We start from the raw sequence: 15,442 nt of genomic DNA, 5'->3' as shown, positions 1-15,442 counted from the left end.
CCGTCGACAGCGCTTGCGCCCCGGACATCGTGCTCACTAACGTCGCCATGACAGTGAACGGTTCCGTTCACTAATTCGCATAGGGGGATACGCTGTGACGACCTCTCACCTCATATCCGGCCGGAAGCCGGGCGCTGCGAGACGGGAGGGCAGACCCGGGATCGCCCTGGCCGTCATCGCCTCCTGTCAGCTGATGGTGGTGCTCGACGCCACGATTGTGAACATCGCGCTCCCGCACATCCAGGACGCGCTCGACTTCTCCACCACGGATCTTTCGTGGGTGGTCACGGCCTACACCCTCACCTTCGGCGGGCTGCTGCTGCTCGGCGGCCGGGCCGGCGACATCCTCGGCCGCAGGCGCGTCTTCACTGCCGGCATCGTGCTGTTCACCGTGGCTTCGCTGGCGGGCGGCTTCGCTCAGGAGCCATGGCAGCTCCTGGTGGCCCGTGCCCTGCAGGGTATGGGCGGTGCCATCGCCTCTCCCACCGCCCTCGCGCTGATCACCACCACGTTCCCCGAAGGGCCGGAGCGGAACCGGGCGTTCGGTGTCTTCGCCGCCGTGTCGGCCGGCGGCAGCGCGATCGGACTGCTGGCGGGCGGCATGCTCACGGAGTGGCTGGACTGGCGCTGGGTGCTGTTCGTGAACGTCCCGATCGGCGCACTGATCGTGGTCCTCACGCCGCTGTACATCAGCGAGTCGGAACGGCACTCCGGCAGCTTCGACGTCGCGGGGGCACTGGCCTCCACCGCCGGTATGGCGTCCCTGGTGTACGGGTTCATCCGGGCCTCCGAGGACGGCTGGAGCGACGGCATCACCCTGCTGTCGTTCGGCGCGGCCGTGGTGCTGCTCGCGGCGTTCGCGCTGATCGAGCAGCGTGCCCGCGAGCCGATCACCCCGCTGCGGATGTTCTCCGACCGCAACCGTGCGGGGACGTACGTGATCATGTTGAGCCTCGCCGCGGCCATGTTCGGCATGTTCTTCTTCATCGTGCTCTTCGTGCAGAAGGTCCTGGAGTACAGCCCGATCAAGGCCGGACTCGCGTTCCTGCCGGTCAGCGCCGCGATCGTGGTCTCGGCGGGGCTGTCCCAGCAGTTGCTCCCCAGGTTCGGGCCCAAGCCGTTCATCGTGGTCGGTTCGACCCTCACCGCGCTGGGCATGGGCTGGCAGACGCTGGTCGAGCCGGACAGCTCGTACGTGGGCGGGGTGCTCGGCCCGATGCTGCTGTTCGGCTTCGGCATGGGGCTGAACTTCGTGACGCTCACCCTGACGGCCGTCTCCGGGGTGTCGCAGCACGAGGCGGGTGCCGCGTCGGGCCTGCTCAACGCGACACAGCAGGTGGGTGGTTCGCTCGGCCTGTCGATCCTGATGACGCTCTTCACCTCCGCCAGTGAGGACGAGGCGAAGCGGCAGATGCCGTCGTTCCTGAAGGAGGCGACGCCGGAGCAGCTCGCGGCGGCGGAGAAGACGAAGGAGCTCCCGGCACCGTGGGGCCACTATGTGCTGGCCGAGGGCATCTCGACGTCCTTCGTCGCGGCCACGGCGCTCGTGCTCGTCGCCCTGGTCACCGGGCTGGTGGTCGTCAAGGTCCGGAAGAGCGATCTCGAGGCGCTCAGCGGTACGGCGGGCGGCGCCGGCCCGGTGGCCTGAGGAGCCGGTCAGCCGGTGATCCGCGGGAGCCAGTCCGGAAGCGGCTCGGTGCGGTCGAGCCACGCGGCGGGCGGAGCGCCCGCCGCACCGCCGGCGAGTACGCCGCCGACGATGGCGCAGGTGGTGTCGATGTCCCCTCCCGCCTGCGCCGTCGTCCAGAGCGCCGTCTCGAACGAACCGAGATGGCGGGCCGCCGCCCACAGCGCGAAGGGCACCGTGTCATGGGCGCTGGTGCGGCGGCCGCAGCCGAGCACCGCGGCGACGGTGCCCGTGTCCCCGTAGTCGAGCATGTCGCGGGCCCGACGCAGCCCGGCCTGCACGGCGCTGCGCGGTACGAGCGCCACCACGGCGTCCAGCAGTTCCTCCGGGCCCCTGGGCCCCGCGGGGTCGGCCACCAACGCTGCCGCGGCGGCGACGGCCATCGCCCCGGCGACCGCCTCCCGGTGCTGATGTGTGGTGTAGGCGGAGATCTCCGCCTGGTGGGTGGCCTGCTCGGCGTCGCCCGCGTACCAGGCGCCGAGCGGGGCGATCCGCATGGCGGCACCGTTGCCCCAGGACCCCTGCCCGTTGAAGAGGCCCGCCGCCAGCTCACGCCAGTCGCCGCCCTCCCCGATCAGCCGGAGCATCCGGTTCACCGCCGGGCCGTAGCCGCGGTCGGCGTGATGGTGCTCGGCGAAGGACCGGGCCAGCGCGTCCTGGTCGATCCTGCCGTGCGTGGCCAGGACGGCCAGCACCGAGCAGGCCATCTCGGTGTCGTCCGTCCAGTGCCAGGGCCCGGGTGGCGCCTCGCGGCGGGCCAGGGACGGGAAGTTGGCGGGCACGAGGAACTGGGAGCCGAGGGCGTCACCCACGGCCAGCCCCCGCAGGCTGGCGAGGGCACGCGCGAAACGGTCAGCGTTCATCGCTTCGAACTTTAGCCGGTGGGGCCGTATGGCTCGGGTGTGCACCAGCGCTCGAAGGGCCGGTCGAGGTGGTATCGGCCGTCCCTGCCGAGCAGCAGCGCCCGCGTCTCGCCGTTCCCGGGGTTGGACAGCGACTCGAACTCCGCGACCGACCAGTGCAGCCAGCGCATGCAGAACAGCCGCATGGTCAGGCCGTGGGTGACCAGCAGGACGTTCGGCGGGTGGGCCGGGTCCTGGAAACTGCGCCACAGACTCTCCAGGAAGGCGTCCACGCGGTCGTAGACATCCGCACCGGACTCGCCTTGTGCGAATCGGTAGAAGAAGTGCCCGTAGGCGTCGCGGTACGCCTTCTGCCTGCGGATGTCCTCCCGGTCCTGCCAGTTCCCCCAGTCCTGTTCGCGCAGCCTCGGCTCCTCCCGGACCCGGGTCCGGGACGGGTCGAGGCCCAGCAGGCGCAGGGTCTGGTGGGTGCGGCGGTACGGCGAGACATAGACCGAGACCGCCTCGTCCCCGAACAGCTCGCGCAGCCTCACGCCCGCCCGCTCCGCCTGCCGCCGCCCGGTCGGGGTCAGTCCGAGCGCGTGGTCGGGCTCCCGCTCGTACACCCTGTCGTCGACATTGCCCTCCGATTCTCCGTGCCGGATGAGAACGATGCGCCGGGGTCGTGCCATGCGGACACCCTAGGGGGCGGGCACCGCCACGGCCGCGCGCCGAGCCCCCATGACCTCGTGCCGAGCCCCCATGCCCTGGTGCCGAGCCTCCATGACCGGGCGGCCGTCCCGTATCTCGCACAGGCGGCCGGTGAACCTGTTGCGCAGCAGCCGGTCGTGGGAGACCAGGACCAGCGCTCCGGCCCACCGCTCCAGCGCCTGTTCGAGCTCTTCGACCAGTCCCAGGGCCAGGTGGTTGGTCGGCTCGTCCAGGAGCAGCACGTCCGCGGGGCGGGCCAGCAGCCGGGCGAGGGCCAGTCGGCGGCGCTGTCCCGCCGACAGCGCTCCGACCGGCACCCGTAGGTCCCGGTCACGGAAGAGACCGTACGAGAGGAGGAGTTCGGTCTGCTCCTGCGGTGTTCCGGGCAGTCCGCGGCCGAACGCGGACAGCAGCCGTTCCGCCGGACGGGCCACCGGGATCTCCTGTGCGAGGTAGCCGATCCGGCCGCGGCGCACGACGTCGCCCCGGTCCGGCTCCACGAGCCCGGCCATGACCTTCAGCAGGGTGGACTTGCCCGCGCCGTTCCCGCCGTGGATCAGGAGGCGCTCGCCCGCGGCGACGGTGAGCCCGTCGACGGCCAGTCGGTCCCCGACCCGCACCCCGTCGAGGCCGATGAGGATCCCTTCCGCGCTGCCGGCGGCGGGCCGTGCCGCGAAGCGCAGCGGCTCCGGCGGCCGGGGCACCGGGTTCTCGGTGAGCCGTCGCAGCCGCTCCTGGGCGTTGCGCACGCGGCTGGAGACCGATGCCTGGACGCGGCCCTTGTCCCGGTCGTAGGCCATCTTGTTGCCGTCCTTCCTGGCCCGGCCGGGCGCCACGCGCTGGGCGGTGGCGGTGGCGGCCTCGGCCAGCGCGGCGGTCTCGGCGCACCACTGCTCGTACTCCTGCTCCCAGCGCCGGCGGGCGGCGGCCTTCTCGGCGACGAAGCCCGCGTACCCGCCGCCGTAGCGGACGAGGGTGCGGCGGTCGGCGTCCACCTCGACGATGGCGGTGGCCACGCGCTCCAGGAACACCCGGTCGTGGGAGACGGCGACGACGGTGCCGCGGTGGGCGCGCAGGGCGTCTTCCAGCCAGCTGAGCGCCGCGGCGTCGAGGTGGTTCGTGGGTTCGTCCAGCAGCATCACCTCCGGGGCCGCGGCGATCAGGCAGGCCAGGCCCAGCCGGGCCTGCTCGCCACCGGAGAGGCTGCCCAGCGACCGTCCGCGGCCGATGTGCGCCAGCCCGAGTCCGTGCAGCGCTCTGTCGATCCGGGCGTCCGCGTCATAGCCGCCGCGTGCCTCGAAGGCGGTGAGCAGGTCGCCGTATTCGGCGAGGACCTCGGGGGGCGCGTCACCGAGGTCCGGTTCCAGCTCGCGCAGCCTGCGCTCCATGCTGCGCAGCTCGGACAGGGCCGCGTCGATGGCGTCCCGTACCAAGCGGTCCGGAGCGAGTTGAGGCGTCTGGGCGAGATGGCCCGCTCCGCCGTCGGCGACCGTGACAGCCGTCCCCTCGTCGGGGAGCTCTGCACCCGCCAGCAGTCGCAGCAGGGTGGACTTGCCCGCGCCGTTCTCTCCGACGACGCCGATCCGGTCACCGGGCCGTACGGAGAAGGACGCGTCGTCCAGGAGCAGCCGGTCTCCGCGGGAGACGGTCACACCGCGCAGTGAGATCTGGGTAGGCATGGGTGGACCTCCAGGCAGCCAGGCAGACGGAATGGGCGACGACACCGCACCAAACGCAACACGAGTTGCGTTACGATGATGATGGCACGGCTCATCCGACTAACGCAACTGGAGTTGCACTTGACCGCGGAATCCCGCCCCCCGACGCCGGGCACCGTCCGCCCCGGCGGACGCACCGCCCGCACCCGCGCCGCCGTCCGCGACGCCGTCCTCACCGGCCTCGCCGAGCACGGCTACCCCGGACTGACCGTCGAGTACGTCGCGGAGCACTCCGGAGTCCACAAGACCACGCTGTACCGGCGCTGGGGCGGCGTCGAGGACCTCGTCGCCGACGCTCTCGACCTCGCGGGCGAGGACAGCTGGACGCCACCCGACACCGGGAGTCTCGAGGGTGATCTGCGGGCACTGGCCCGCGAGGTCGTCGACACCTTCGGCGACCCGTCTGCCGCTGCCGCTCCCCTGGCGTTCGTCGCGGCCGGCTTCCAGTCGGAGCGCGCCGCCCAGGCGCTGCGCGCCTTCTACACCGAGCGCTTCGCGCGCTGCGCGGCCGTCGTCCAGCGCGCGGTCGAACGCGGCGAGGCCCCGGCGGACAGCGACGCGGGGGCGGTCGTGCGGGCCGTGTCGGCGCCGCTGTTCTTCCGGGCGTTCGTCACCCGGGAACCACTCGACACCGCGGTCGCCGACCAGTCGGCGACCGCGACCCTGGCCGCCGTCCGCGCCGGGGCGTACGTCACCGCGGAGGGGTCCGGCCTCAGCGGCCGGTGATCAGCCACCGCCGCCCCGCGCCGCCCGAGGCGGACGAAGCGGGCGCCGCACCCCTCACGGCGCGCTCACACCGTCCAGGCGGACTCCAGGCTCACCACGTCACCGGCTATCGCGGCCACGTCCGCCTCGGTCTGCGCGCGCAGCGCCAGCCGCTCCACCCGTTCCGCGCGGTACTTGCCGTGCTCGGCGGCCGAGTTCCACATCGACAGCACGAGGAACTCGTTGCCCGGCGCCTCACCGAACACCCCGCGCAGCATGCCCGGGGACCCGGCCATCGCCGGGTTCCACACCTTCTCCTGTACGTGCGTGAAGTGCTCCACCCGGTCCTCGTGGACCCGGCAGTGCGCGACCCGCAGCACGTCCACGTCCGTGAACTTCGGCTGGAAGCCGACCTTCACGTCGAAGCGGTGCTCGAAGAGCCGTATCCGCACGTCCTTGTACGTCCCTGACTGCGCGGCCGCCAGCCGATCGTGCGACCGCGCCATGAAGGAGTCGTAGAACGCGCGGCTCTCCCAGAAGCCGAATATGTGGGCCACCGACTCGCGCCGCTGGCTCCAGCCGCCGCCCTGTCCCCGGAACCCGGGTTCGCCCAGCAATCCCGCCCACTTCCGCTGCCCGCGCTCGAAGCCACGGCGATCGACCACGGTGCAGCGAATCCACTTGACCAGCACCGCGCTATCGTACGGCGCCGAACGTGGCGGCGATCACGTCTACGCGGCAGATGTACGCGGCCTGGGGTCGATGGGCGCCAACACGCCGAAGCTCGCCTCGATCGCGGCGGCGGCGTCCAGACACAGATCCTCCCGATAGGCACGGCCGATCACCTGCACGCCGGTGGGCAGGCCGTCGGCGATCCCGGTCGGTACGGCGACCGCGGGCACCCCGGCGAAGCTGGTCGCCGAGCACAGCCGCATGGCCGTCGTCACGCGCGCGTGCCCCTCCCGGTCCCGCGACTCGATGCCGGGTTCCACCGGCGGCTCGGTGAACACCGGCCCGAGCAGCAGCGGGTACTCCTCCAGGAACTCCGCCCAGCTCCGCTGGACGGAGAGCCGGACCCCGGTCAGGCGCAGATACTCCTCGAGATCCACGGGGGGCGTCCGCTCCATCGACATCTCGATATAGCGATGTCCGCCCTCCCCAGCAGGGTGCGCACGACCGGCCATCGCACATTGAACTCCGTGACGGTCATGCGACCGTACGCCTCCAGCGTCTCGGCGAGCCGGGGCACGTCCGGCACCTCCTCCACCGCGTAGCCGGCCCGCGCGAGGGCATCCGCCGCGCGGAGCACCGCCTGCCGCACGCCGGGGTGCACTCCCTGGCCACCTGGATCGGCGACCACGGCGACCTTCACCGGGCGGCCGATCGGCTCGCCGCGCACCGGCGCCGGCACCGCCCGCGGATCACGCGGATCGGTTCCGGACAGAGCCTCGAAGGCGGTGCGCAGATCGGCGACCGTACGGGCCAACGGACCGTCGACGACCAGCATCTGGGCTGACAACGGCGGGTCCTCCGGGCTGATCCGGTGGTCCGCGGGAAAGCGTCCGTATGTGGGTTTGAGAGCCGCGACACCACAAAAGGAGGCCGGAATACGGACCGAGCCCCCGGAGTCGTTGCCCAGCCCGAGGCCCGCCATCCCCGTGGCGACCGCGGCGCCGTCGCCTCCGCTGGTCCCGCCGGGAGTACGCCCGGAGTCCCACGGGTTGGTGGTGTCGCCGAACAGCTCGCTGCGGCTGTGCATACCGGCCAGCGTGAGTGTCGGCATGTTGCTGTGCCCGATCGGGATGGCGCCGGCGGCGCGCAGCCGTGCGACCGGGGGCGCGTCGCTGGACGCGATCAACCCGCTGAACCGCTTCGCGCCGTGCGTGGTCGCCACACCCGCGATACCGATGCTCTCCTTCACCGTGAACGGCACGCCGGCCAGCGGCCCCAGCTCCTCCCCCGCCACCCGCCGCCGGTCCAGCGCCGCCGCCTCGGCCACCGCCCGTTCGGCCAGCAGCTGAGTGACCGCGTTCACCGCCGGGTTGACCTCGGCGATGCGGTCGAGGTGGCTCTCCACCACCTCGACCGCGCTGACCTCGCCGCGCGCCACAGCCGCCCCCAGCTCGTTCGCCGCCATCCTCCACAGCACGTCGCCCATGACTCTCCCTTTCCGATGCGCTTGCATCAGATCGTAGAGTAGGTAGCGATACAAGCGCATCGGATTAGATGGGACGCGAGGTCATGCCGAAGCAGATCGATCACCAGGAGAGGCGTCGCCTCATCGCGGAGGCGGTGTGCCGGCTCGCCGACACCCGCGGCCTGGAAGGCGTGACCCTGCGCGATGTGGCGGCGCAGGCCGGGGTGTCCATGGGCGCCGTACAGCGCTGTTTTCGCACCAAGGAGGAAATGCTCGGCTTCGCCCTGGGGCACATCGGCGAGCGCATCGCCGCGCGCACCCGCGCCCGCATCGCCGAGTCACCGGCTCCGTCGGCCCGTACGGCCCTCGCCCATACGGTCACCGAGATCTCGCTGCTGGACGAGCAGCACCGGGCCGAAGCCCGGGTCTGGCTCGCCTTCGTCGCGCAGGCCGCCGTCTCCCCCGGTCTCGCCCAGATCATCCAGCTCAACTACACAGCACTGCACGGGATGTTCTGCCGGCTGATCGCGGAGGCCACCGGCACCCCGCACGCCGAGCGGGAGGCCGACGCCCTGCTCGCCCTCTCCGACGGGCTGACCACGCACGTACTGATCGGGCACCTGGCCCCGCAGGCCGCCCACGACGCCCTCGGCGCCCACATCGCCCGGCTCCTGGGAGAAGCGGCCGAGCACCCCGCATGAAAACGCCGGAGCGGGGACCGGCTCTCTCGCCCGGTCCCCGCTCCGGCGGGTGTACGACGTCAGCTGCAGCCGCTGGTGGAGCCGCAGCCCTCGCAGATGTAGCAGCTTCCGGCGCGCTGCATCTTCGTACCGCAGGAGAAGCACAGCGGCGCGTCAGCGCTGATGCCCAGCTGCATCTCGACCAACTCGGCCGAGGTGTGCGCCTGCTTCGGCGCCGGGACGGCCGCGGGCTCCGGCTTCACAGCCGCGACGGCCTTCGGCGCCTCCATCTGGCGCGGAGCGGACTGGGCCAGCCCCTCGACGTCCACGTCCTCCTCGGCCGGCTCGTACGAACCGGTCTCCAGGTGGCGCTGGCGCTCCTCGGCCGAGTGGATGCCGAGGGCCGAGCGGGTCTCGAACGGCAGGAAGTCCAGCGCCAGGCGGCGGAAGATGTAGTCGACGATCGACTGCGCCATCCGCACATCCGGGTCGTCCGTCATGCCCGCCGGCTCGAAGCGCATGTTGGTGAACTTCGAGACGTAGGTCTCCAGCGGCACGCCGTACTGGAGGCCGACCGAGACGGCGATGGAGAAGGCGTCCATCATGCCCGCGAGGGTCGAACCCTGCTTGGACATCTTGAGGAAGACCTCGCCGAGGCCGTCGTCCGGGTAGGAGTTGGCGGTCATGTAGCCCTCGGCGCCGCCCACCGTGAACGAGGTGGTGATGCCGGGCCGGCCCTTGGGGAGGCGCTTGCGGACCGGACGGTACTCGACGACCTTCTCGACGGCCCCGCGGATGGTCTCCTCGGCCTTCTCCGTGATCTCCGCTTCCTTGTCCTTCTTCTTCGCGGAGAGCGGCTGGCCGACCTTGCAGTTGTCGCGGTAGATGGCCAGCGCCTTGACGCCCATCTTCCACGCCTCGAAGTAGATCTCCTCGACCTCTTCGACCGTCGCGCTCTCCGGCATGTTGACCGTCTTGCTGAGCGCGCCGCTGATCCACGGCTGGATGGCGGCCATCATGCGCACGTGGCCCATCGCCGAGATGGACCGCTCGCCCATCGCGCAGTCGAAGACCTCGTAGTGCTCGTGCTTGAGGCCCGGGGCGTCGATCACGTTGCCGTGTTCGGCGATGTGGGCGACGATCGCCTCGATCTGCTCCGGCTGGTAGCCGAGGCGCCGCAGCGCCTGCGGGACCGTGCCGTTGACGATCTGCATGGAGCCGCCGCCGACCAGCTTCTTGAACTTGACCAGGGCGAGGTCGGGCTCCAGGCCGGTGGTGTCGCAGGACATCGCGAGACCGATGGTGCCGGTCGGGGCGATGACCGAGGCCTGGGAGTTACGGAAGCCGTGCTTCTCGCCGAGGCGGAGCACGTCCTGCCATGCCTCGGTGGCCGCGGCCCAGATCGGGGTGTCCAGGTCGTCCATGCGGACGGCCTCGCCGTTGGCGTCGGCGTGCTGCTTCATCACGCGCTTGTGCGGCTCGGCGTTGCGGGCGTAGCCGTCGTACGGGCCGACGACCGCGGCCAGCTCCGCGGAGCGCCGGTACGAGGTGCCGGTCATCAGCGAGGTGATGGCGCCGGCGAGCGCGCGGCCGCCGTCGCTGTCGTACGCGTGGCCGGTGGCCATCAGCAGGGCGCCGAGGTTGGCGTAGCCGATGCCCAGCTGACGGAAGGCGCGGGTGTTCTCGCCGATCTTCTGGGTGGGGAAGTCGGCGAAGCAGATGGAGATGTCCATCGCGGTGATGACCAGCTCGACGACCTTGGCGAAGCGCTCGGAGTCGAACGACTGGTGGCCCTCGCCGTCGTCCTTGAGGAACTTCATCAGGTTCAGCGAGGCGAGGTTGCACGAGGTGTTGTCCAGGTGCATGTACTCGCTGCACGGGTTCGACGCGGTGATCCGGCCGGACTCCGGGCAGGTGTGCCACCGGTTGATGGTGTCGTCGTACTGGATGCCGGGGTCGGCGCAGGCCCAGGCGGCCTCGGCCATCTTGCGGAAGAGGGCCTTGGCATTGACGCGCTCGATGATCTCGTTGCTGAGGCGGGCGCGGAGCCCGAACGTCCCGCCGGACTCGACGGCCTTCATGAACTCGTCGTTCACGCGGACCGAGTTGTTGGCGTTCTGGTACTGGACGGAGGTGATGTCGTCCCCGCCCAGATCCATGTCGAAGCCCGCGTCCCGCAGGGCGCGGATCTTCTCCTCTTCCTTGACCTTGGTCTCGATGAAGTCCTCGATGTCGGGGTGGTCGACGTCGAGGACGACCATCTTGGCGGCCCGGCGGGTCGCGCCGCCCGACTTGATCGTTCCGGCGGAGGCGTCGGCACCGCGCATGAAGGAGACCGGACCGGAGGCGTTGCCGCCGGAGGACAGCAGCTCCTTGCTGGAGCGGATCCGGGAGAGGTTCAGGCCGGCGCCGGAGCCGCCCTTGAAGATCATCCCCTCCTCCTTGTACCAGTCGAGGATCGACTCCATGGAGTCGTCGACGGAGAGGATGAAGCAGGCGCTGACCTGCTGGGGCTGCTGGGTGCCGACGTTGAACCACACCGGCGAGTTGAAGCTGAAGATCTGGTGCAGGAGGGCGTAGGCGAGCTCGTGCTCGAAGATCTCCGCGTCGGCCGGGGAGGCGAAGTACCGGTGGTCCTCGCCGGCCTTCCGGTAGGTCTTCACGATGCGGTCGATGAGCTGCTTCAGGCCGGTCTCGCGCTGCGGGGTGCCGACCGCGCCGCGGAAGTACTTGCTCGTGACGATGTTGACCGCGTTCACCGACCAGAAGTCGGGGAACTCGACGCCACGCTGCTCGAAGTTGACCGAGCCGTCGCGCCAGTTGGTCATGACGACGTCACGGCGCTCCCAGACCACCTCGTCGTACGGATGCACGCCGGGGGTGGTGTGGATACGCTCGATACGCAGGCCCTTGCCGGCCTTGCTTCCCTTGGAGCGGGAGCCTCGCGCGGGGCCGCTCGCCGTCTCTGTCATTCCGCCTCCCTGTACGGGCGAAAACGCCCTGATGTGCCTGATTCTTCCTGGGCACGGTGTTCTTGTTCTCTCGCCCGGGTGCGTGCGACGGCACGCCCGGACACGTTCGTGGCCGTCGCCTCAGTCGGCGACGACGGCAGGCGCGGGGACTCCCGCCGCCCCGTCGGCGCCGGACCCGCGATCGGCGGGCGCGGGAGGCCGCTGCTGCTCACGCAGCTCGGCGACCGCCGCCTCGAAGTCCTCCAGCGAGTCGAAGGCCTGGTAGACCGACGCGAAGCGCAGGTAGGCGACGAGGTCGAGGTCCTTGAGCGGACCGAGTATCGCGAGCCCCACGTCATGAGTGGACAGCTCGGCGCTTCCGGTGGCGCGCACGGCCTCCTCGACCCGCTGGCCGAGCTGCGCCAGCGCGTCCTCGGTGACCGGGCGACCCTGGCACGCCTTGCGCACGCCGGAGATGACCTTGTTGCGACTGAAGGGCTCGGTGACCCCGCTCCGCTTGATCACCATCAGTGACGCGGTCTCGACGGTCGTGAACCGCCGGGAGCAGTCCGGACACTGGCGGCGCCTTCGGATCGAGCAGCCGTCATCAGTGGTCCGGCTGTCGACGACGCGACTGTCGGGGTGCCTGCAGAAGGGGCAATGCACGGTTTCCCACCCTTCTCCACCCTCGGAATACGACGTACGACCAGGTACGACTGACAGCCCCGGCAAGCCCGTTGAGGGCCCGTCCGGAGCACCACCAGCATAGGCGAAGACCCGGGGCCGATGAGCATCGGGACCACTACCCGTGGGTGGCGGGCACTCATCCAACCACTAGATGTGGTGCCTGGCCTCAAAACGCACGGCTGGTGTGTCGGAGTGCGGGAGCAGCCACGAGACTACGCGAGTCCCCCCGGTCACCCCGCCACGGGGGCCGGAGTGCCACACTGAGCCGGGCCGAGCGGGCCCCCGATCCGGCGCCAGCCCCATACACCCGAGCCATCGCCCAGGTCACCTGATCTGCGAAATTTCACTCGAACGTGTGTTTGGCGCAACCTTTCGAAAGCAACTACCGTTGACTGACCAGGGAGAACATTTCGAGAGGGGCCGACGACGTGACCACCGCCGCAGAGAGTGCCACCATCACCAGCCAGGACCGCTCCCAGGGTCGACTCGAACACACCACGCACGCCATGAATGACGCAGTCACGAATCATGAAGGCATGAAGCCCACGCGCTCGCTCCCTGGCCGACCTCCAGGCATCCGGGCCGACAGCTCGGGGCTCACCGACCGGCAGCGGCGGGTGATCGAGGTGATCCGGGACTCCGTGCAGCGGCGCGGTTACCCCCCGTCCATGCGGGAGATCGGTCAGGCCGTAGGGCTCTCCAGCACCTCGTCGGTGGCACACCAGCTCATGGCCCTGGAGCGCAAGGGGTTCCTCCGGCGCGATCCGCACCGCCCCCGCGCGTATGAGGTGCGCGGCTCCGACCAGCCCAGCGCACAGCCGACCGACACGGCCGGGAAGCCCGCCGCGTCCTACGTTCCCCTGGTCGGCCGGATCGCGGCCGGTGGCCCGATCCTCGCCGAGGAGTCGGTGGAGGACGTCTTTCCGCTCCCCGGCAGCTCGTGGGCGACGGTGAGCTGTTCGTCCTCAAGGTCGTCGGTGACTCCATGATCGAAGCCGCCATCTGCGACGGGGACTGGGTGACGGTACGCCGCCAGCCCGTCGCGGAGAACGGCGACATCGTGGCGGCCATGCTCGACGGGGAAGCGACGGTGAAGCGCTTCAAGCGGGAGGATGGCCACGTCTGGCTACTGCCCCATAACGCTGCGTACCAGCCGATTCCCGGCGATGACGCGACCATTCTCGGCAAGGTGGTCGCCGTCCTCCGGCGGGTCTGAGGAGCCGCCGCACGACCGGGCCCCGGGACCACCTGCGCCGGTTCCGGGGCCTGCCTTTGCGCCTACGCCGGCGCGGCTGGTCGTGTGCCGTGGCGGCCGCGCCGTTAGTCGCTCGCCTTGGCTGCCGCGTCGATGGCGGCCAGGGAGCGGCGGACCTGGTTGCGGTCCGTTGTGTACCAGAAGTCCGGCATCGAGGCGCGCAGGAAGCTGCCGTACCGGGCGCGGTCCAGCCGGGGGTCCAGGACCGCGACCACGCCGCGGTCCCCCGAGGCCCGCACCAGACGGCCGGCGCCCTGGGCCATCAGCAGGGCCGCATGGGTCGCGGCCACCGCCATGAAGCCGTTGCCACCCGCCTCCTCGACCGCCTTCTGCCGAGCGCTCATCAACGGGTCGTCCGGGCGCGGGAAAGGGATACGGTCCATGACCACCAGCTGGCAGCTGGCCCCGGGGACGTCCACGCCCTGCCACAGCGACAGGGTGCCGAACAGACAGGTGCGGTCGTCGGCGGCGAACGCCCTGATCAGCTCGCCGAGGGTCTCCTCGCCCTGGAGCAGGATCGGCATGTCCAGCCTGCCGCGCAGTTCCTCCGCCGCCGCCTGGGCGGCGCGCATCGACGAGAAGAGACCGAGGGTGCGGCCGCCCGCCGCCTCCACCAGTTCGGCCAGCTCGTCCATCATGTCGCCGCGGCTGCCTTCCCGGCCGGGCTGGGCCAGGTGCTTGGCGACGTACAGGATCCCCTGCTTGGGATAGTCGAACGGCGAGCCGACGTCGATGCCCTTCCAGTCCGGGCTGTCCTCGCCGCCGGTCCCCTCGGGCGCCAGGCCGAGGGACGCCGCGACGCCGTTGAAGTCGCCGCCGAGCTTGAGCGTGGCCGAGGTGAGCACCACGGACCGCTCGCTGAACAGCTTCTCGCGCAGTAGGCCGGAGACCGAGAGCGGAGCCACGCGCAGCGAGGCGCCGAACCTATCGTGCCGCTCGTACCACACCACGTCGTACTCGGAGCCCTGCACGATCCGCTCCGCCACCGCGTGGATGTTCTCCACGGCCGCCAGCGCCTGCTTGCGCACGGCGTCCTCGTCCTGGACCGACTTGTCGCGGGTGGCGCCGATCGCCGAGACGACCGTTCGAGAGGCGTCCCGCAAGGCCATCAGGGCGTAGCCCAGGTCCTCCGGGATCTCCTCGATGCGGCCGGGCAGCGCCAGCTCCATGAGCCGTTCGAAGCCCTCCGCGGCGGTCTGCAGGGCGTCGGCCGCCTTCTCGTTCACGAGCTTGGCGCAGCGGCGCACCGCCCGGTTGACCTGCCCGGGGGTGAGTTCGCCGGTGGCCGCCCCGGTCACGCGGGAGACCAGCTCGTGCGCCTCGTCGATGATCAGCACCTCGTGGCTGGGCAGCACCGGCGCGCCCTCGATCGCGTCGATCGCCAGCAGGGCGTGGTTGGTGACCACCACGTCGGCGAGCTTGGCCCGCTCCCGGGCGGCCTCGGCGAAGCACTCGGCCCCGTAGGCGCACTTCGAGGCGCCCAGGCACTCCCGCGAGGTGACGGAGACCTGGGACCAGGCGCGGTCGGAGACCCCGGGGGTCAGGTCGTCCCGGTCGCCGGTCTCCGTCTCGTCCGCCCAGTCCCGCATCCGCAGCAGGTCCTTGCCCAGCTTGCTGGTGGGGGCAGCGGCCTCGAAGGGATCGAACAGCCCGTCCTCGTCCTCCTGCGGAACCCCCTCGTGCAGCCGGTGCAGGCACAGGTAGTTCGACCGGCCCTTGAGCATGGCGAACTGGGGGCGGCGGCGCAGCAGCGGATGCAGCGCGTCGACGGTCCGCGGCAGGTCGCGCTCGACGAGCTGCCGCTGGAGCGCCAGCGTCGCCGTGGCGACGACGACTCTCTCCCCGTGCGCCAGGGCGGGCACCAGATAGCCCAGGGACTTGCCCGTACCGGTGCCGGCCTGGACGAGCAGATGGGAGTCGTCGTCGATGACCTCGGCGACGGCTTCGGCCATGGCGACCTGGCCGGGGCGCTCCGTGCCCCCGACGGCGGAGACGGCGGCGTGCAGGAGCTCGGGGAGGGAGGGCTTCGTCATAACGTGGCCAGCCTACGGCGCGCTACCGACAACGGG

The 15,442-nt window shown here is 71.0% G+C and carries 10 protein-coding genes and 2 pseudogenes; 4 read left to right on the top strand and 8 right to left on the bottom strand.

Annotation, left to right across the window (positions count from 1 at the left end; genetic code table 11):
* The first annotated feature begins 94 nt into the window (after positions 1–94).
* Positions 95–1,648, top strand: coding sequence for an MFS transporter (locus Q3Y56_RS26565; RefSeq protein ID WP_304464331.1), 1,554 nt, complete (start codon positions 95–97; stop codon positions 1,646–1,648).
* 8 nt (positions 1,649–1,656) lie between these two features.
* Here the strand turns inward: Q3Y56_RS26565 and Q3Y56_RS26560 are convergent, their stop codons facing one another.
* From Q3Y56_RS26560 to abc-f, 3 genes are read right to left on the bottom strand one after another with little or no spacing between them, the layout of a single operon-like run.
* The gene (locus Q3Y56_RS26560) at positions 1,657–2,550 is read right to left on the bottom strand and encodes an ADP-ribosylglycohydrolase family protein (RefSeq protein ID WP_304464330.1); all 894 of its coding nucleotides are present in this window, start codon (positions 2,548–2,550) and stop codon (positions 1,657–1,659) included.
* 11 nt (positions 2,551–2,561) lie between these two features.
* Positions 2,562–3,221 carry a histidine phosphatase family protein gene (locus Q3Y56_RS26555; RefSeq protein ID WP_304464329.1) on the bottom strand — a complete coding sequence of 220 codons (660 nt, stop codon included), beginning with the start codon at positions 3,219–3,221 and terminating at the stop codon, positions 2,562–2,564.
* Between the two features lie 9 nt (positions 3,222–3,230).
* The gene (abc-f, locus tag Q3Y56_RS26550) at positions 3,231–4,919 is read right to left on the bottom strand and encodes a ribosomal protection-like ABC-F family protein (RefSeq protein WP_304464328.1); all 1,689 of its coding nucleotides are present in this window, start codon (positions 4,917–4,919) and stop codon (positions 3,231–3,233) included.
* An 81-nt stretch (positions 4,920–5,000) separates the two neighbouring features.
* Here abc-f and Q3Y56_RS26545 point away from each other — a divergent pair, with 81 nt between their 5' ends.
* Complete coding sequence (locus Q3Y56_RS26545; RefSeq protein WP_304464327.1) at positions 5,001–5,684, top strand: TetR/AcrR family transcriptional regulator; 684 nt, start codon at positions 5,001–5,003, stop codon at positions 5,682–5,684.
* A gap of 65 nt (positions 5,685–5,749) precedes the next feature.
* On the opposite strand, the gene Q3Y56_RS26540 is transcribed toward Q3Y56_RS26545, so the two are convergent.
* Positions 5,750–6,355, bottom strand: coding sequence for a YdbC family protein (locus Q3Y56_RS26540; RefSeq protein ID WP_304464326.1), 606 nt, complete (start codon positions 6,353–6,355; stop codon positions 5,750–5,752).
* 39 nt (positions 6,356–6,394) lie between these two features.
* Positions 6,395–7,821: pseudogene (locus Q3Y56_RS26535) on the bottom strand (amidase).
* Positions 7,822–7,904: 83 nt separating this feature from the next.
* Between Q3Y56_RS26535 and Q3Y56_RS26530 the strand changes: the two are divergent.
* Positions 7,905–8,501, top strand: a complete 597-nt coding sequence (locus tag Q3Y56_RS26530; RefSeq protein ID WP_304464325.1) for a TetR/AcrR family transcriptional regulator — start codon at positions 7,905–7,907, stop codon at positions 8,499–8,501.
* A 59-nt stretch (positions 8,502–8,560) separates the two neighbouring features.
* Here the strand turns inward: Q3Y56_RS26530 and Q3Y56_RS26525 are convergent, their stop codons facing one another.
* A complete protein-coding gene (locus Q3Y56_RS26525; protein ID WP_304464324.1) occupies positions 8,561–11,452 on the bottom strand; it encodes a vitamin B12-dependent ribonucleotide reductase in 2,892 nt (963 codons plus the stop codon).
* A 120-nt stretch (positions 11,453–11,572) separates the two neighbouring features.
* On the bottom strand, positions 11,573–12,097 hold the full coding sequence (nrdR, locus tag Q3Y56_RS26520; RefSeq protein ID WP_304464323.1) for a transcriptional regulator NrdR: 525 nt from the start codon (positions 12,095–12,097) through the stop codon (positions 11,573–11,575).
* Positions 12,098–12,546: 449 nt separating this feature from the next.
* Here nrdR and lexA point away from each other — a divergent pair.
* A pseudogene (gene lexA, locus Q3Y56_RS26515) lies at positions 12,547–13,334 on the top strand (transcriptional repressor LexA).
* Between the two features lie 104 nt (positions 13,335–13,438).
* Here lexA and Q3Y56_RS26510 read toward each other — a convergent pair.
* Positions 13,439–15,406 carry an ATP-dependent DNA helicase gene (locus Q3Y56_RS26510; protein WP_304464322.1) on the bottom strand — a complete coding sequence of 656 codons (1,968 nt, stop codon included), beginning with the start codon at positions 15,404–15,406 and terminating at the stop codon, positions 13,439–13,441.
* Between the last annotated feature and the right edge of the window lie 36 nt (positions 15,407–15,442).

The sequence above is a fragment of the Streptomyces sp. XD-27 genome (genome assembly GCF_030553055.1).
Lineage (GTDB): Bacteria > Actinomycetota > Actinomycetes > Streptomycetales > Streptomycetaceae > Streptomyces.
Note: the sequence above shows the minus strand (reverse complement) of the source record. Positions and strands in the feature narration are given on the sequence as shown.